This is a genomic window from Candidatus Woesearchaeota archaeon (assembly GCA_016180285.1).
Classification (GTDB): Archaea; Nanobdellota; Nanobdellia; order Woesearchaeales; family JACPBO01; genus JACPBO01.
On record JACPBO010000002.1, the window covers coordinates 41093 to 58903 of the forward strand.

14 protein-coding genes are annotated in these 17811 nt (G+C 39.3%); 8 read left to right on the forward strand and 6 right to left on the reverse strand.

The annotated features are described in order from the left end of the window. Positions 1-107: 107 nt before the first annotated feature. From HYU07_00300 to HYU07_00310, 3 genes are read left to right on the forward strand one after another with little or no spacing between them, the layout of a single operon-like run. Positions 108-683 carry a TATA-box-binding protein gene (locus HYU07_00300; protein ID MBI2128655.1) on the forward strand — a complete coding sequence of 192 codons (576 nt, stop codon included), beginning with the start codon at positions 108-110 and terminating at the stop codon, positions 681-683. A 6-nt stretch (positions 684-689) separates the two neighbouring features. Then, positions 690-3989 (forward strand): hypothetical protein, encoded by a 3300-nt coding sequence (locus HYU07_00305; protein ID MBI2128656.1) that lies wholly within the window; start codon positions 690-692, stop codon positions 3987-3989. A gap of 1 nt (position 3990) precedes the next feature. Beyond that, the gene (locus HYU07_00310; protein ID MBI2128657.1) at positions 3991-4638 is read left to right on the forward strand and encodes a hypothetical protein; all 648 of its coding nucleotides are present in this window, start codon (positions 3991-3993) and stop codon (positions 4636-4638) included. Here HYU07_00310 and HYU07_00315 read toward each other — a convergent pair. Further along, the gene (locus HYU07_00315; protein ID MBI2128658.1) at positions 4630-5481 is read right to left on the reverse strand and encodes a stage II sporulation protein M; all 852 of its coding nucleotides are present in this window, start codon (positions 5479-5481) and stop codon (positions 4630-4632) included. The genes HYU07_00310 and HYU07_00315 overlap by 9 nt on opposite strands. 97 nt (positions 5482-5578) lie before the next feature. Here HYU07_00315 and HYU07_00320 point away from each other — a divergent pair, with 97 nt between their 5' ends. Beyond that, on the forward strand, positions 5579-5986 hold the full coding sequence (locus HYU07_00320; GenBank protein ID MBI2128659.1) for a translation initiation factor IF-2 subunit beta: 408 nt from the start codon (positions 5579-5581) through the stop codon (positions 5984-5986). 1 nt (position 5987) lies between these two features. After that, a complete protein-coding gene (locus tag HYU07_00325; protein ID MBI2128660.1) occupies positions 5988-6281 on the forward strand; it encodes a DUF424 family protein in 294 nt (97 codons plus the stop codon). On the opposite strand, the gene HYU07_00330 is transcribed toward HYU07_00325, so the two are convergent. The 3 genes from HYU07_00330 to HYU07_00340 are packed head-to-tail and all read right to left on the reverse strand — an operon-like array spanning position 6282 to position 12667. Next, positions 6282-9824 (reverse strand): DNA polymerase II large subunit, encoded by a 3543-nt coding sequence (locus HYU07_00330; GenBank protein ID MBI2128661.1) that lies wholly within the window; start codon positions 9822-9824, stop codon positions 6282-6284. Position 9825: 1 nt separating this feature from the next. Next, positions 9826-11415 carry a DNA-directed DNA polymerase II small subunit gene (locus tag HYU07_00335; protein MBI2128662.1) on the reverse strand — a complete coding sequence of 530 codons (1590 nt, stop codon included), beginning with the start codon at positions 11413-11415 and terminating at the stop codon, positions 9826-9828. A 28-nt stretch (positions 11416-11443) separates the two neighbouring features. Beyond that, the gene (locus HYU07_00340) at positions 11444-12667 is read right to left on the reverse strand and encodes an ORC1-type DNA replication protein (protein MBI2128663.1); all 1224 of its coding nucleotides are present in this window, start codon (positions 12665-12667) and stop codon (positions 11444-11446) included. 298 nt (positions 12668-12965) lie between these two features. Here HYU07_00340 and HYU07_00345 point away from each other — a divergent pair, with 298 nt between their 5' ends. The 3 genes from HYU07_00345 (at position 12966) to HYU07_00355 (ending at position 15922) form a co-directional block, all read left to right on the forward strand. Continuing rightward, positions 12966-13784, forward strand: a complete 819-nt coding sequence (locus HYU07_00345) for a hypothetical protein (protein MBI2128664.1) — start codon at positions 12966-12968, stop codon at positions 13782-13784. A gap of 61 nt (positions 13785-13845) precedes the next feature. Further along, positions 13846-14634, forward strand: a complete 789-nt coding sequence (locus HYU07_00350; protein MBI2128665.1) for a hypothetical protein — start codon at positions 13846-13848, stop codon at positions 14632-14634. Between the two features lie 130 nt (positions 14635-14764). Beyond that, a complete protein-coding gene (locus HYU07_00355) occupies positions 14765-15922 on the forward strand; it encodes an AAA family ATPase (GenBank protein MBI2128666.1) in 1158 nt (385 codons plus the stop codon). A gap of 156 nt (positions 15923-16078) precedes the next feature. On the opposite strand, the gene HYU07_00360 is transcribed toward HYU07_00355, so the two are convergent. Together HYU07_00360 and HYU07_00365 are read right to left on the reverse strand one after the other, a co-directional pair. Further along, the gene (locus tag HYU07_00360) at positions 16079-16498 is read right to left on the reverse strand and encodes a hypothetical protein (protein ID MBI2128667.1); all 420 of its coding nucleotides are present in this window, start codon (positions 16496-16498) and stop codon (positions 16079-16081) included. A gap of 123 nt (positions 16499-16621) precedes the next feature. Further along, complete coding sequence (locus HYU07_00365; protein ID MBI2128668.1) at positions 16622-17710, reverse strand: hypothetical protein; 1089 nt, start codon at positions 17708-17710, stop codon at positions 16622-16624. Between the last annotated feature and the right edge of the window lie 101 nt (positions 17711-17811).

A 17811-nucleotide genomic window follows, 5' to 3' on the forward strand; every position in this document is an offset into this window, starting at 1 on the left:
CAAGGGGGTTTATGAACTGTAATATAGCCATTTAAAAACAAAAGTATTTATAAACTAGTGCCATTTATAAACTTTATAAACAATATTAACGTAATGGGGGTGTTTTTATGGCTAAAAAAGCTAAAAAGATCGAAAAAAAGGTAGAAAGAGACATAAAAGTGGTGAATATAGTGGTTTCTACATCTTTAGAGCACGATATTCCGCTTGAAAAGATGGCTGCAACACTTGCCAATACGGAATACAATCCTGAGCAGTTTCCTGGGCTTGTAATAAGGATAAAAGACCCTAAAACCTCTGCTTTGATCTTTAGCTCTGGAAAAGTTGTTTGCACCGGCGCAAGAAGCATGGATAAGGTAGATGAAAGCATTAAAAAGATAATAAAAAGCCTTGAAAAAATCAATATCAAGATAACAATCCAGCCAAAAGTGAATATACAAAACATTGTTGCTTCCGGCAGCGTTGGTATGGATCTTAACTTAAATGTGCTTGCAATGAAGCTGGACAACACTGAGTATGAGCCAGAGCAATTTCCAGGATTGGTTTACAAGCTGGCTGCTGCAAAGGCAACATTTTTGCTTTTCAGCAATGGAAAGGTTGTTTGCACAGGAACCAAAAGCGAGGAAGAAGTTCACAACGCTCTTGACAAATTAATAGCAACGCTAAAGAAAGTCATGAAAAAATAATTTGAAATGGAAGCAAGCGAACAGATAAGAAGATTTGGTGAATTTTTTGATTTGATTTATGGGGCGGCAATAGTTGAAAACCTAAGAAAAGGCAATAAATTCTTGATTGTTGACTTTGCAGAGCTGATAAAATTTGATCCAGAGCTTGCAGAGCAGCTTTTGGAAGAGCCCGATGAAGTGGTAAGGGCTGCTGAGCTTGCTATTGAAGAGTCGGGTCGTGAAGGTGATCTGAAAAAATTCAAGGTGCGTTTCAGAAATCTGCCTAAAACCCAGCAGATCATGATCAGAAACATAAGAAGCAACCACATAGGAAAACTGTTTTGGACAGAGGGCATTGTGAGGCAGAAATCTGATGTAAGGCCCCAGGCAGTTGTTGCGAAATTTGAATGCCCCGCTTGCGGAAATACTATTTCGGTTCCACAGCTCGATAAAAAATTTCGCGAGCCAAGCAGGTGCGGCTGCGGAAAAAAAGGAAGATTTAAGCTGTTAAGCAAGGAGCTTGTTGATGTGCAGGGTATTGTTTTGGAAGAAGCACCGGAAGATTTGGAAGGTGGGGACCAGCCAAAAAGGATGCAGATTTTTCTGCAGTGTGATTTGGTCAGCCCTTTAAGCGAGAAGAGAACAAGCCCCGGAAGCAAAATACGCATTGGCGGCATTATAAAAGAAGTGCCCATAACATTGCAGACAGGCGGCCAATCCACAAGGTTTGATTTGCTGATTGAAGCCAATTGCATTGAAGGTGTAGAAGAGAATTTCTCCGACATCACAATAAGCCATGAAGAATTAAAGGCAATCAAAGAACTTGCAGAAGACCCAAAAATCTATGCAAGGCTTATAAACTCGATTGCGCCAAGCATATATGGTCATGATAGAATAAAAGAGGCCCTTATTCTGCAGTTAATGGGAGGATTAAAGAAGGAAAGAAAAGACGGCGTATCAATAAGAGGCGATATCCACATTTTACTTATTGGAGATCCTGGGAGCGGAAAAAGCCAATTGCTCAAGAGGGTTTCAAAAATCTCTCCTAAAGGAAGGTATGTCAGCGGCAAGGGAGTCAGCGGAGCCGGTTTGACCGCAACTGTTGTGAAAGACGAATTCCTGCGCGGCTGGAGCCTTGAAGCTGGCGCGCTTGTTTTGGCAAATAAGGGATTGTGTGTTACTGGCGATACAGCTATTCTACTCGCCAACGGAAGTGTTATTCCGATGAAACAAGTTTATGAAGAGCACCTTAAAGGAAAAGAGGTCTGTGTTCAATCCTTGGATGCAAAAACATTCAAAATATGCGAACAAAAAGTTTTAGGTGTTTCGCGCAGAATTGCAGAGAAACTTTTTGAAATTAAGTTTGACACTGGAGATAAACTGCATATAACGCCAGAGCACCCTCTTCCTGTTTGGGACAACGGCCTTCGTTGGGTGCCTTGCGGAAGATTAAAATCCGGTGCTTCAGTGGTTTTGCCTACGGAATTTATTTCAAAAAAAGATGTTAAAAATATCCTTCTTCTTGAACTTTGCGGCATGATTGCAACAGATGGGCATTTAACAAAGAAAAAATATGGCATAAGCTTTTATTCAACTAAAGAGTGGATGATTGAAAGAATAAAATATCTTGTTAACGCCTGTTTTGGAAAAGAGATGCATGTTCATAAAAATAACCGCGGGTCTCTGCATGCGCATATAGGTTCTAAAGAGATTCATGAGAAAATAAAAAATTTTGGGATACCTGTTGGCAAGAAAAATGGTTTGACAGATAATGTTCTGTTAAATCTTTCACATGATGACATCAAGGCATTCATTATCGGTGCGGTAAATGGAGATGGATCAATTTCAAATAGAAAAGGCGGCGGAATCGTTTCTCTAATAACGCAGAATTTCCAAACCGCTGAAACTTACAGAAAACTATTGCGCAAGATTGGCCTGATTGGCAGAATAAGAAAAATAAATTCAAGGGGCGGTGGAATAGTAAAAGAAGGCACATACACCATATTCCATGTTTGCATTACCGGCAGAGAAAATATTGCGAGGTTATGGGACTCGCGCCTTGAGCCAGCAAAACTTGCTGCGCTGAATAAGATTCTTAAACGCAGATCCATGGACGGAAGAATTCCTCATGTTAATGATCTGATTGAGAGTGTAAGAGTTGAACTAAAACACGGTCAAAAACAAGCATTGTATATGAACAGCATAAAACAAAGTCAGCTTGATGGCGGATATGGTGTTAGAAGAGGAACTTTGCAAAGAGCATTGGGGGCATTGGCTGCTTTGCTGATATTGCCTGCAAATTCTTTGCAAACGTTGAAAAATGTGGCGCAGGATAGCGTACACATAGGCAAAATAACAGGCATAAGTGATATTCCTCCTGCAGAAGTATTTAACCTGCAAACCGATGCAAAAGAAGGCCCCAATTATATTGCAAATTTTATACCTGTTCATAACTGTATGATCGACGAGCTCGACAAGATGTCTACGGAAGACAGAAGCGCGATGCACGAGGCATTGGAGCAGCAATCAGTGAGCATCTCAAAAGCAAATATACAGGCAACATTAAGGGCTGAAACAACTGTTTTGGCTGCTGCTAATCCTAAATTCGGAAGGTTTGACCCTTATGGCGAGCCTATTTCCAAACAAATCAATTTGCCCACTACATTGATCAACAGGTTTGATTTGATTTTTGCAATAAAGGATCTTCCGCATCCTGACAGAGATGAAAAAATGGCGAAGTTCATTCTAGGGATGCATCAAAATCCTGATGTTGAGAATGTTGAATTGGATACAAAACTTTTGAGAAAATATATTGCTTATGCTAGGCAGAATGTGCATCCTAAGCTTTCTGATGGCGCAAGCGATGAAATACAAAGCTACTATCTCAAGATGAGGGCTTCCGGCACTGTTGAAGGTGAGATGAAATCAATACCGATATCCGCAAGGCAGCTGGAAGCGTTAGTCAGGCTATCTGAAGCTTCAGCAAAAGTAAGGCTGAGCGATGCAGTAACAAAAAAGGATGCGAAAAGGGCGATTGACATACTGCATTATTGCCTGAGCGAGATTGCGCTTGATAAAGAAACCGGCCAGATCGACATCGATAGAATCTCCACAGGCATTCCAAGTTCAGAGAGAAGCAAAATAACAATAATAAAAGAACTAATAGACAGGTTAAGTGAAAGGTCAAAGCAGATTGCTGTTCAGGATTTGGTTGACATGGCTAAAGAGAAGAATATTGATGAAAGTGATGTGGATGAAGTCATTGAAAGGCTGAAACGTTCTGGCGACATCTTCGAACCTAAGCCTAGTTTAATCCAAAAGATTTAGCATGGCAAATGAAATAAAAAGGTTGGTGGCATACAAGGCAAAAATTTCTAGTTTGATCAATGGAAAATACTTCAAGGAAGAGGGCTGGGCATCTAATTATGTCCTTGCAGAAGATGGCAGGAAACTATCAAGAGTTAATATCATAGGGATTGTTGTTGCAAAAAATCTTGACCAGAATGCAAATCAAGGTGAAATCTTGGTTGATGATGGCTCTGCAAAGATCGGCCTGAGAAGTTTTGAAAAGAGCGAAGCTTTGGAAAATGCAAAGATTGGCGATATTATATTGGTTATTGGGCGGCCAAGGGAGTTTGGAAATGAAAAATACATCCTTGCTGAAATATTGAAAACATTGAATAACAAGGATTGGCTGGAATTAAGAAGGTTAGAATTGGGCATCGAAGAAAAATCAAAAGAAATTTCAGATGATGATGTTGAGGAGATTATCGCGGATGTTATTGAAAACGTGCCTGGCGATTCTCAAACACAGGTGATCAGCATTATAAAGAAGCTTGACAAAGGCAATGGAGCAGACTATGATGAAGTTGTTCTTAATTCAAAAAACAGCTCTTGTGAGGAGATCATAACTCGCCTCTTGAAGCAAGGCGACATCTTTGAAATAAGAGCCGGCAAGCTGAAAGTTCTAGAATAGTTTTGGCGTCAGATAAATCTCAATGAAGGCTGCTAGAATTAGAAATCCTACTGCAAGCAGCAGCAGGTCTGACACATCCATAAGTATGCTGAAAAACTTCTTTGTCTGAAAATGGCGCCTTATGACTGCTACAGATATTATCCCGCCAGCCAGAGCGCCGTATATGTATGCTATTATTTCAGGCAGTCCATGTATAAAATACCGAAGCAAGCCCAAGGAAATTATTTGAAAATATGCGAATGCATTTGCAGATCCTAATGTTAATGCATAATGCGCAACATTCGTTCTTATGAAATTTCCTATTGCAGTTGCTATTACTGAAGCATTCCATGTTAAGATGAATATTGCCCCGGAGCCATAAATAAACGAGAATAATATGCAAAAAGCCAGCACTTTCAGGTTATTCATAAGTATTTTTGAGAATAAAGTAATTTGTGCAACAGCATTTCCTGCTATCTGGTTATTGACGCTGGTTATTGTCTGCGCTTGTTTTTGAAATAAGAACGCCACTGTAGAAGATGGCAGGACAGTATACCAAAAAACGAATGCAACAGTCATTCCTAAAAAAAGAAACAAAAAAATCAATATTGCCTTTGAATGCTGCTTTAGGCGCTGTTTTTCATTCGCCAAATCAATATCTTTGAATTCCTCCAGTTTCAGAGTATTGTAAATTATCGGCAATGCTGCCATCACCGCAAAAAATACCATGACCATGCTTGCTTCTTTTTCAAAAATCCACAATGAAAGAAATATTGCCGCAGATGTATAAACTAAGCCAACAAAAAACATCTCCCAGGGCTGCTTTTCTGCCTTCATTGGGAATATTATTGATTCCAGTACCATGAACTGTTTAACTAATCGGAATTATTTAAATATCTTTTGATTGAAAAAGGGCAAATAAACATTACATTTAAAAAAAGGACTAGATTTCTCTTGTTTCATGGACTATGAAGAACTGCTTGACAAGGCCAGGAAAGAAATGCCTAGCGCTGTATTCGAGAAGGAACGATTTGAACTGCCCAAGGTTGTCGGCCATATACAGGGCAATAGGACTGTAATCGGCAATTTTTATCAGATTGCAGACATATTGAGAAGGGATGCTGCGCATCTGGTAAAATACATTCTGAAAGAGCTGGCTACTCCCGGTGAACTGACTAAAACAGCTTTGATAATAGGCACAAAGATCAGTGCTTCTAGGATCAATGAAAAAATCAGGCAGTATGCTTACGAGTATGTCTTGTGCGGTGAATGCGGAAAACCAGACACGCAGATCATCAAAGAAGGCAATGTTCCGTTCCTGAAATGCACTGCCTGCGGCGCAAAGCACGCTTTAAAAGGAAGAGTATGATATGATAACAAAGCAGCATAAGGCCAAAGACGGCAGATTAATCTTAAGTTTGTGCGATTCTGGTCTTATCGGACATGTATTCGAAGAAGGGGATCTGCAGCTCGATCTTGCATCTGATTTTTACAAAGGTGAAGAGCTTGACGAAAGTAAAATTTGCATCTTGATTAGAAAAGCCAACACACTCATCTTTATTGGTAATGATGCTGTCAAGTTCGGATTGGATCATAACTTGGTCCTTGAAAAAAACGTTAGGCGCATATGCAATGTGCCTTATGCAGAAACGATAATAGCGTGATCAGCCAAACCATTTTCCTAATCCTGTTTGCTTGTCTTTCTGCTTTCCAAACACGCCCTCTATCATCCTTTTTGTAAGCTCCAATGTTTGTTTTAGATATGGAGGGAGGTTGTATTTTTCAGCTAATGAAAGTGTTGGCTCCAGATACTTTACAACGCTCCCTTCAGATACCGTGAATATTATTTTACCGCCGCATTTTGTGCACTTGCCTATTAATGGCGGCCTTCTGAATTTTTCATTGCACTTTACACACCTAAATTGCTGTGTTGAAAATTTTCTAAGGTTGCCCCTTATGTCCCTTAGCAAATGCTTTTCTATAACAAGACGTGCAACGTCTACAGCATTAACTGCCCTTATCCTTTCAGCCAGGTCCATTTGGCCCTTAAGCTTTTCCTCCATTGAAGGGAGTGTTTTATATGCGGAGCACATCACTCCCGAATTTATGCTCGAAACATCATGCGTAAAGCCTAAGCCTTCGTACTGCGCTGCTGTTCCAAGCCGCTTGCCTAATTTCTCTATTTCCACTTCCCAGGGATATTTGTATTTTGATGCTGCATCATAAAGCTCTAAAGGATATTTCCGGGCAACATCCATTCCATGCACCATGTCATCAACTTCGCCAGGTATAAGCTTGGTTGTCAAAACAAGCGGGCTGTCCATCGTCCTGCCGCCGCGCTTATCTGGCAAAAACTGTCTTGAGAAATTAAGCAAAGCATCCATCAGCAGCATTATGCAGCATTCATCGCCATCGCAGTCGCGGCGCAAAGCTGCATGCCAAAGCGGATGCGCATAGCATCCCTGGGTTTCTGAGAATCCTATTACGCGGCCAATCATCCCTGCCGAAATATGCGGCGCGAGCCCGATAACAATGCTGCCGATCAAATCTTCCTTGTTTTTAAAATTATAAAAAGGCTGCTGGCCATACATTACAGCTAAAAGCTCATCAACAAAATTTGCCATTCTCATCAAAACAATGTCTGCGGTTTCATCAAGCGCTTCCTGCCCCGAAGGAAGGATAATGTCCTGAGGCCTGAGCTCAATTATCTGGTTTCCTGATTCCAATTCTTTTCCAAAAATATCTTTTTCATACCCAAGCTCTTTCAGCTTCTTCAGCGATGTTTTGATCTCTCTCTGCTTAAAATGAGTTATTGGCAATTCAGTCATGTCATACCTTATCGTGCCGTCCTTGTTTACATAAACATCGTGCTTTGCCCTGATGATTCCTTTCAGTATGTTCTCAGGAATATGATCTTTATTTGACGTTCCTCTGACGCCTTTGATGAGATCAGGCGTGGTCTTTGTTTTCAGCTTGTTGTTCAAAACAGCATCAAAAAGCTCGTTTATGTTTACATCCTGTGTTTTGAATGTTGATGCGGGGCCGTGTTTCTTGCATACTTGCTCTTCTATGTTTCCGCATATTCTGCAGAAAAATTTTTTCTTCGTTTTTTTGTCGCACGTCTCGCAGACCGACAGAACTGTCTCTTTGTTGCAATGGCCGCAATAATAGATTGGAAGATCCGCCCTTACCTTTCCGATTTCTGACGCTGACTGGAACGACCGCAATCTCCCGCCTTCTTCCCCGACGGGAAATAACACCTGCGGGCTGCCAGTGAGCTTCCTCATTTTTGATTTTTCAGGCCTGCCCATTCTTGCGCCAATGAATGTTCCTGCCTTATCCCTCAGATTTATACTGGATATTGAGTTTATTATCTCTAAAGGGTTTTTTTCTTTATTTTTTTTTGTGAATTCCTCTAATTCTGAAATTTTATCATTTGAAGTTATGTTTAAGCTGGCTAAGATGGATTCTGCTTCTTCTTTTTCAATAACAACAAATTCTTCATTAACTGATAGGTGTGGCGCGCCAACCAGCTCGAGTATCCTTTTCGCATCTTCCTTGAAAGGCAGAACTATCTTTATTATTTTTTCTTCCTTAATAATGCTGGCTTTCTTGAACCATTCTAAAAATAGAAGAAATTGGTCTGTTGATATCGCAGTCCAATAATAACTGAAGCTGGGGTGAAGGGGGATGTTTAATTTTCTTGATATGTTTATCGCATCTGATGCTGAAATTTTTTCCGAAGGGTTTTTTAATATCTTGGCCAATATTGCTGATGGCACTTCTGCAAGATCGGATAGTTTTTCAACATCCAGCGAGCCGAATAAATCTACAGTTGCTTTTTCAAGCTCTTGCGCATACCATTCCTCGCAATATCCTGCAGGAACAAGTGCATGCCCATTCTCAGAAAAATCTCCATAATTTATCAATATATCACCTAAAAAAAGTATCTCTCCTATGTTTCCTAAATTGTCTTTTGCTTCCTCTTCAGTATTTATTTTTATAACGTTGCCGTTGGTTAATTTCACTATCGGCCCGTCTATTGCATCGCAGCTGGTTACTGCAGTTGCTTTTCCTGGCCGCTCTATTTTCAGTTGCGTGCCTACGGCCACATATTTGTTCAGAATGCGCATCGTTGCAGGATGAATTGCCGCTGCGCTGAACCCGGATGTTCTTGATCGCCCATAACGCAGACGAAATCCTCCTGCTGCTGAAGGGTGGGACAGCACAGGCCTGCCGGCAACTAAATCCGCGATATATGTGTAATTCGGAGTGACTTTTAATGTCTTTTCCTTCTCCTCTGTTCCTGCTTTCTTCTTCTTTTGCAGCTCCAAAAATTTTTCTAGGAATGACCAGTCTATGCCGAACTCTTTTTGGAATTTTTGCAGTTTCTTCCATAATTTTGGGGCTTTTAACGTCAGCATAGACACAACAAGGCAGACGCCGCTGCGAATTTTGTTTGTCGAGATTCTGTCCAGGTCTTTATAATTGCTGACTTCGATTTTTTCTGTGGGGTCGCCATCAACTTCGACTGTAAGATTTTTCACCAAAAGGGCAATTTCCTCTTTGCTCGGCTTATATTGGAGGTTTGTTACAAATTCGTGATAGTCGTAGAGCTCAGTTATTGTCCTGTTTATTTCTTTTTCATCCGGGTCATACACATCATAACCCATTTTTTTTCTTACATAATCTGCTATCACAACGGAAACTGATGCTCCTGTTCCCCCTGCCCCTCTTACTGGCCCAGCGTAACTAACCGCAAGATAATCCTTGCCATCTCTTCTCTTTTTTATTTTTAATTCCACAAAACCCTCTAAAGGAGCGGAAACTATGCCGAGGGTGTGGTATGCGAACCCCACTCTTATCCCGGTCTCCATTGCCTCTTTCCTATCGCCGAATTTACAGAATTTTTCCTGCGCAACTTCTTCTGCTATTTTTAATGCAACCTCCCATGCAAGAGCGCCATGCTCTCTTTCCAGCTCCCGTATCCGTTTTATCATTCCGGAACCCAGAAGCTTTGGAGTAACTGCGGATATGAGGCCTTCTACACGCTCAGCCATATCATGAGCCAAGGGAATGTCTACTTTTTCTTCAGGGTCATATCCTTTTTTCCTCGCTTCATTGGCCACCTTATAGGCTGCGCTTAATTGATTCTCTATTGCCTCAAAGTATTCCTGCATTTCTTTGCTTTCTGATTCCTTAGTCATCTTAACCAAATCTCAATATCTTGATTTTTCTTGTTTGCAAATTTACTATAGGAACCCTTGCCGGCTCCGGGTGGTGCCCCACCTTTTCCTGAAATGATGTTTTTGACTGCCAGCAAGAGCCGCAGATCATAGTTATATTTTTGTAAGCTGCCACGCAGGTTTTATGAATATGGCCTGTGGCGAAAAAATCAGGTATCATCTCAATCACAAGGGAATCTTTATTTGCATCGGGCATGTAGAGTGTTGACGTGTGCGTTGGCGCAAGATGCCTTCTTCTTAATAGGAAGGACATTATAAGGTCTGCCCTGTCATAGCCTCCGTTTCTCCTTATTGAATCAACATGGGCAACATAATAATCGAAAGAATAACCATGATAAAGCAGCACATCAAATCCTGAAAAGTCTTTTGTCTCGTGTATCCTTACAACAGAGGGGTTTGATACCATAGTTACATTTGGCAATTGCCAAATTGCTCCTGCGAAATCCTTGTAAAGCTGCGGCTGCGGTTCAGCAATGCGCATTGCATCATGATTCCCCGGGCAAATAATAATTTGGATGTTTTTGGGGATTTGCTGAAGCAATTCTGCGCATTTATTGTACTGAGCATAAATGTCCTTGATTTCAAGTTCAGAATCTTGCTCCGGATAAACGCCTACGCCATCAACAAGATCGCCGATAATGAAGAGATATTTTATTTTTCTGGCTATCTCTTGCTGCGCTTCGTCGCCAAGGCCTCCATTGATCCAGTTTAGGAACTTGTTGAATTCTTCAGGAAGAAACTGTTTTGAGCCAACATGCAGATCTGATAAAAAGATGGCATATGCCTCATCTGGAGATTTTTTAAGTTCTCTTGTGAGGGGCACCTCCGGCCAAATGATATCGTCTGCAAACACTATTCTGTTGCCATTGACGCCAACTATGCCAATAATCTCATCCAGAACAATATTTAGCGCTTCAGCATATAATTCTGGCTTGTTTTTATTCACAAGCACTTTTATTTCACCTGTCGGGTCTTCAACAGCAAGCACGAGGTTTTTGTTTTTTGTCTGCGCTATTTCTTTAACTATGCCTATCAATGATATCTCGCTTCTGTCTTTTTTTGACACTATCTTGCTAATAGAAGTGAGGTTTTTGATCTCTTGTCTGTTTCGAAGTATTTTTTCAAGCGCTTTGTGCCTCGCATTAAAAAATGATGCAAAATCCTGTGCTTCTCTTTGTTTTAGGTCATCAACATACGAAAAGAGCACCTTAACGCCGTTGTTTGGGGGTGCGATTTCTTCCTCTCTTTTTTCTTTTGACAAAAACTCCAGGAATTGCCCGTATATTTTTGCATTTTCGTTTTTTTCAAATTTAGTTGCTGCTTTTTCGAATTCCTTCCAGTTGAGCTCTATGCCTTTGTTTTCATCCAGTATTTTGGTTATGTCTCTGTTCAGAATAAGAATTTCTTCAAAAAATTCTTTATTTTTTAGGTTTTCATGGAACTTGTTCAGGTCTATGTCCTTTATCGCCCCGAATATATCTGGGTTTAACAGAATGCCTTTATCGTAAAAAAATCTGACAATTCTCTTTTTATTTTCCAGTTCGTTATCCATTTTAGGCAAGAAGAGCTATTCTTGGGTATCAAGATAAGTCTAACTCTTCCTCTAATATCTTTCTTATTTTTGGCTGTGTTGTTGGGGGTATTGAGAGGGATATTTCTCTTGTCCTCCCATAACGGCCCTTTGATATTATCTTTGTACTTATAACGCCAAGCATATCCAATTCAGCTATAATATCTGACATCCTTCTTTGCGTTAATGGCCTCAACCCAATCTTTGAGCACATTTTTTTATAAAGGTCATAAACTTCTCCTGTAAAAACAAGCTCCTTCCTATTTGAGCAGACAGCAACTATTGAATAAAGCGAGAGTTGGAATTGCTTGGGCTGTGTTTTCACGATATCAATTACCCTGTCATGGTCTATCTTGTCTTGCGCTTCATCAATGTGCTCGATTTTTAATATTGTTTCGTCTTTTCTCTCAGCTATTTCGCCAGCCACCCTCAGCAACTCAACTGCCCTTCTTGCATCTCCGTGCTCTCCTGCAGCGTATGCAGCGCATTTTTCAATTACTCCTATCCCTATTGCTCCCTGCCTGAATGCCTTTTTTGCCCTCTCTCTCAATATATCCTGCAGCTGCAGCGCATTATATGATGGGAAAAATATTTCCTCCTCGCTTAAAGAGCTTTTGATCCTGGGGTCAAGGTTGTCTGTAAAAAGCAGGTCATTGGATATGCCGATAAGTGAAATCTGGGATTTTTTAAGCTCTGTGTTTATTCTGGTTAGATTATACAGGATTTCGTCCCCTGCTTTTTTAACTAACTGGTCTATTTCATCCAAAACAAGCAGCAGCATCTGATCTTTTTGTTCCATTATGTTAAAAAATATTTTATAAATTTCATCTGTCGGCAATCCCGTAGATGGCACTTCTTTGCCTAAAGCTCTGATCAGCTGGGCAACAAGTCTGTATTCTGTATCGGCCACTTTTTTCAGCTTGCAGTTGATGAAAACGGGGGTTATTGGTATTTTTTCCCGGTTAGCTATGCTTGATAAGTGGTTGATTATATTTATTGTTGAAAGTGTTTTTCCGCTTCCGGTTTTTCCATACAAAAAAAGATTTGATGGTTTTTCTAATTTAAGCGCCGGAGCAAGGATTTCTGCCATCTGGCTTATCTGTTCTTCTCTGTGCTGTACTGTGTCTGGCGCATATGTCGGCTGCAAAAAACTTTTTTGAGAAAAAATTTTAGATTCTTTTTTCAAAAATCTTTCAAAAAAAATATTTATGTTGTTGTTGCTCTTTTTTGCCATTTTACGTATTTCCAAAAGAAGTGTAGCTTTAAATATTTTTTCATAATTAAAAATACACACCCCCTTATTTCTATTGGAAACTATAGTTTTATTTTTTAGTTTTTTATTGTTATTTTATTATTTACTATATTGAAAATAAATATAAATATAATATAAAAACAAAAAAACATAAAAACAAACTCCATAAGAAATAAAGGGGTCCCACCAAACATTTCATTACTATATGATAGTCAAAAATAGAAACATTTAAATATATGTGTTGCTTTCTAAAGGAAATAAGGTGATGGGGAGTTGAAAAATGATAGTTCAAAAAAGTTTTTTGAATAAGTTGAAGGATTTTGGTTTGAATAGTTATGAAGCTAAGTTATGGACGGCGTTGCTTTCTCGCGGCGTTTCTACTGCTGGCGAGTTAAGCGATATTGCCGGCGTTCCAAGAAGCAGAAGCTACGATGTTCTTGAAAGTTTAGAGAAAAAAGGATTTATAATTATGAAGGTGGGGAAACCAATCAAATACCTCGCTGTAAAGCCGGAAGAAGTCGTTGATCGCGTTAAAAAAAGAATAAGGGAAGATGCAGTTAAGGAAGAGGAAATTCTCGAGGAGATCAAAAAAACAAACACACTTAGTGAATTGAATCTATTGCACAAGCAGGGCATTGAGCTTGTCGATCCGACTGATTTAAGCGGCAGTATAAGAGGCAGAGACAATATCTACAACCACCTCGATTTTATGATAAAGGGCGCTGAAAAATCCGTTGTTTTGGTGACAAGTGCAGATGGCCTTGTTAGAAAATCAAAAGAGCTGAGAAAAACACTGGAAAAAGCAAAAGAAAGGGGAGTTAAGATAAAGATAGCTGCGCCTTTGGGCAAAGAAGCGCAGGAAGCTTATAAAAATTTAAAAGGAATCGCAGAGCTTAAGCACATAAACGATCCGCAGGCAAGATTTGCTATTGTCGACGGCAAGAGCCTTTTGTTTATGTTGATGGATGACAAAAATGTCCACCCAAGCTACGATGTTGCTGTTTGGGTTGCAACACCTTATTTTGCATCTGCATTTGAAAGCTTCTTCAACAATAGCTGGCAGAAACTGGATGCGGCTGAAAAGGCGCTTAACAAATAATTTTAGAGATAAATATGCGCGCCTTCACAGGCAGATATTGCTTATTTGCTTAAGAGGACTGATGAGCATAACACAAACAGCATTTGATCTGACAAATTATCTGGCAGGAAAGAATCCTAAAAATCTAAGCAGTGAAGACATCAGTGGGCTGCGAATTCAATTAAGTCAGTTAGAAGAAACATGCATTGGATCTGACAAACCACTCAGAGAAAATTTAAAAGGACAAATAGTTCTGGTGGATTACCCGCAATTAAACCTTAGCTTTTTAGAAATGTCGCAAGAAACAGAATTTGATGGAAAAAAAGCACGCATACCGAAATTCGGAGTTTACGAGATTGACGTTTCAACTATGCAAGTATATGATGCACAACTATATATCGGTCGCAATCATCTTCCCAAATGTTTTGGTGGCGGGTGGGAATGCAGTTTAAACGACACAAATGAAATACCCGGTTCTTTTTTCGTGTATATTATAAGAAGCATTTTTGGCCCTTTTGATGAAGCAAGACTGGGCATCGAATCATCAGGAGAATATTGGTGGGTGGGAGGGATAGTTCCTGAAAAAGAATTTAAAACAAAATATGGCAAGGGGCTGCGCGGCAAAACAATAAAGAGCGGATTTTATGGAAGCATTCCAACAGAAACGCAAGAAAAGATAAGCGAAGCTGAGAAAACCAACTATTTTGACGGGTTTTTTATTATTGCAGAAACAAGCCCAGAAGATTGGACCGATGAGCCCGCATCAGAAAACAAAAACACAGCCGCATCTAAGAACGCAATAGCTGTTGGAACTCAGGGTGAAAATGCATTTTATTTAGATAAGTTTAACCCGGATCTTAAAACATCATAGGATTTCTCAGCATTACCTGATGCAACGAAACTTAGCTAATACATGCCCTCCATGGTTGAAGGGATTCGGCGCTTTCAAACGCCGCGCATAAACCACAATCTTTTTATATTTACTTCTGTTTCTCCAATAAATGGAAGATCAAAAAACCAACGGCGAAGTCAAAAAGATAGATTCTATCATATATGGATATACAACCAACACAAATGCGCTTGAGGATGAAAATAAATTATTGAAAGAAACAGTTTCAAAGTTTAAGGAAGAGCTGGAAACATTCAAGAAAATTCCTTTTTTGGTTGCTGAAGTAAAGGATATGGTAGAGAAGAATGCTATAATAAGGCTGCAGAACGGCAACGAGTTCTTTGTCAACATTTCAAGAGAATGCGGTGAAATTTTTCCTGGCGATTCTGTTCTTATGGAGCAGAAGAATCTCACAATATTGAAGAAAGTTCCGGTTTCAAAGGTTTTTAATGTTGAAAAATTTGTCATAATTGAGAAGCCCACCATCACATGGAAAGATGTTGGCGGCTTAGAAGCTCAGGCAAGAGAGATACAGGAAGTGATTGAATTGCCTCTTAAAAATCCTGAACTGTTCAAGAAAGTAGGGATACAGCCGCCCAAAGGGATGTTGTTTTACGGACCGCCTGGAACAGGCAAGACATTATTGGCGAAGGCAGTTGCATCTTCAACAAATTCAACTTTTATAGAAGTTGTCGGGTCTGAGTTAGTCCAGAAATTCATCGGAGAAGGAGCAAAGCTGGTTAAGGAGATTTTTCAGTTAGCCCGGGAAAAAGCGCCATCTGTGATTTTTATAGATGAGCTTGATGCGCTGGCTGCAACAAGGATCGATATCGGAACATCCGGCGAGAGAGAAGTGCAAAGAACATTTATGCAGCTTCTTTCCGAAATAGATGGCTTTAAGCCTCTGGGCAATGTTAAAGTTATAGGGTGCACAAACAGGAAAGATATTTTAGACCCTGCGATTACAAGGCCCGGAAGGCTTGACAGATTGATCAAAATCCCGATTCCAAATAAAGAAGCAAGGACTGAGATCTTTAAAATACATACGAGAGAAATGACACTTGACAAAGGAATAGATGTCGGCTTGATTGTTAAAGGCATGGATGGATTTTCAGGGGCAGAAATAAAGGCATCCTGCACAGAAGCAGGGTATTTTGCAATAAGGGACAAAAGAACAAAGGTTGTTAAAGAAGATTTTGCAAAGGCGGTCGCAAAAGTGAAGGCAGAAGAGAAGCTCGAAGGCGAAGATTATATGAAGATGTTCGGGTAGAAAATTTGTAAAATGTTGGAATTTTCCATCCAGTCTGTGACTGGTGGCGCATTTCGTGTACTTGCATCAGGAAAATTCCGAGCATGCTCAAAAACCACCCGATGCGACATATTACGGTCACATTCCACCGATCTTTGATTGGTGGTTTTTGAAATTTTATTTTTGTTTTTTTATGATTTCTTGTAAAGTGTGACTGGCTTCTGAAATAATCCTTGGCTCCTCCATCTTATTTGGGAGTTTGACTATTATGCAATCAGGTAGTTTGCCTTTTAAAATGAAAATAATACTTCTATTAGAACCCATAAATAAAATATGTTTTTTTCTAAATTCTAAAACCGTGATGGGTGCTGGAAAAAGATTCTGATATTTTTGTTTCATTGCCATTTTTGCATCTTCCACATTGCATTCTTCAATAGCGGCGACATAGATTTCTGATGGATGAAGTTCTTCTCTGATTATAAAAACATCACTTGGTTTAAGACCATACATCTTAAGAACAGTATAAACTGATTTTTTAACCCTTTCTTTGTCAATTTTTACATCTTTCAATAAATCATCCAGTTGTTCTTCATTCATACATCTCACCAAATTAATGATTAATTGGCGCGTACTCTCAAGTTACATCCGTCAGCCATCTCCTTTCGGTAAGCTTGGGTGTTCACACGGTCATCATACACGCCAAAGACAACAGAATATGGTTCAATTTATAAGTTTACCCCTCTTCAAAAGTGCCTCTAACACTTCCTGCTTTTCTGAAGCATATGCAAACCCTATTTTATTATAGAATTTTAAGAGGTTTTCTTTTCCTTTGATATAAAATCTTCCACAAAATTCTCTGCCTTTCTGTTTGCGTAATTGGATATGTGAAGTTGCAATGCCAAAATGAGCCAACATAGCTCTTATTTGATTTAGAAACTCAAGCAAGTTGGTCACATGGTTTTTGTTTTTGGATAATACAAACTGGATTCTCCATACGTTGTTTTGCGGTTTTGAACCTTCATTTCCATAAATTATCGACAAGAATGTTTTCTTAATTTTATCAGGGCCATTATAAATCCAGTCCGGAATTAAAAATGGAGTGAATACCTTATTGCCGCATGGCACACCCAAATAAATAAGCAATTCAGCAAAACCTTTGCTGCAAAAAACAATTCTAAAGCAAAATTGGTTGTATTTTAGAGATAGATATTCTCCTTTAAAAATAGAATTGAAATACAATCTAAATTCAACAGCATCTTTATTTTGATTAAAATCATACTCTGCTTGCTGTAAGTTTTTTCTTACATGGCCATCACCCATTAAGAAACCAATGTTGGTAACTAAAAAATTTAGAACATGTTCATCATAGAACAGAGTTAAACCATATTTCTTAACAAAACCAAACTCCCCTATTTCATCAAAATTTAGCTTATGGTTTATTTCTAGATTCTCAAATGTATCCTCAAGTATTAACTCTTTAATATTCTCTTTATGCTCTAGGTCTGAAGGGACCAAGTAATCATCGTATATTCTTCTCAGTTTTACTCTATTAGAGACGCTGTAAAAATATCCAGACTTTAGTTGTGTTGGTGTTCTTATTATTTTATTTTTTGCGTAAAGCCTCGTCATTATTGTAGAAATTGCACTATTGCAAGTGTTGTCTTTATAAATTTCGTTATAGATATTAGCCATACTCTTAATACCAAAAACCATATCAGGATGTAGCATTAAAATATCATAAACTCTTTTGGATTTTGAACCAATTAACTCTAAATTCTTAATCTGCATTTTCTGATTGTTGGAGTTCATCTTACGCACACTCTTTTCTCCTTTTCATAGCAATTTCTCATTTAAATACCCTCTGTGCGCGCCTGTCCAGTGGGTTTGCCACCAATAAACCGATATATTTA

Bases quoted from the DNA above. Each gene is read 5' to 3' on its own strand.
- HYU07_00300 (MBI2128655.1), top strand. From the start codon at position 108: ATGGCTAAAAAAGCTAAAAAGATCGAAAAAAAGGTAGAAAGAGACATA.
- HYU07_00305 (MBI2128656.1), top strand. From the start codon at position 690: ATGGAAGCAAGCGAACAGATAAGAAGATTTGGTGAATTTTTTGATTTG.
- HYU07_00310 (MBI2128657.1), top strand. From the start codon at position 3,991: ATGGCAAATGAAATAAAAAGGTTGGTGGCATACAAGGCAAAAATTTCT.
- HYU07_00315 (MBI2128658.1), bottom strand. From the start codon at position 5,481: ATGGTACTGGAATCAATAATATTCCCAATGAAGGCAGAAAAGCAGCCC.
- HYU07_00320 (MBI2128659.1), top strand. From the start codon at position 5,579: ATGGACTATGAAGAACTGCTTGACAAGGCCAGGAAAGAAATGCCTAGC.
- HYU07_00325 (MBI2128660.1), top strand. From the start codon at position 5,988: ATGATAACAAAGCAGCATAAGGCCAAAGACGGCAGATTAATCTTAAGT.
- HYU07_00330 (MBI2128661.1), bottom strand. From the start codon at position 9,824: ATGACTAAGGAATCAGAAAGCAAAGAAATGCAGGAATACTTTGAGGCA.
- HYU07_00335 (MBI2128662.1), bottom strand. From the start codon at position 11,415: ATGGATAACGAACTGGAAAATAAAAAGAGAATTGTCAGATTTTTTTAC.
- HYU07_00340 (MBI2128663.1), bottom strand. From the start codon at position 12,667: ATGGCAAAAAAGAGCAACAACAACATAAATATTTTTTTTGAAAGATTT.
- HYU07_00345 (MBI2128664.1), top strand. From the start codon at position 12,966: ATGATAGTTCAAAAAAGTTTTTTGAATAAGTTGAAGGATTTTGGTTTG.
- HYU07_00350 (MBI2128665.1), top strand. From the start codon at position 13,846: ATGAGCATAACACAAACAGCATTTGATCTGACAAATTATCTGGCAGGA.
- HYU07_00355 (MBI2128666.1), top strand. From the start codon at position 14,765: ATGGAAGATCAAAAAACCAACGGCGAAGTCAAAAAGATAGATTCTATC.
- HYU07_00360 (MBI2128667.1), bottom strand. From the start codon at position 16,498: ATGAATGAAGAACAACTGGATGATTTATTGAAAGATGTAAAAATTGAC.
- HYU07_00365 (MBI2128668.1), bottom strand. From the start codon at position 17,710: ATGAACTCCAACAATCAGAAAATGCAGATTAAGAATTTAGAGTTAATT.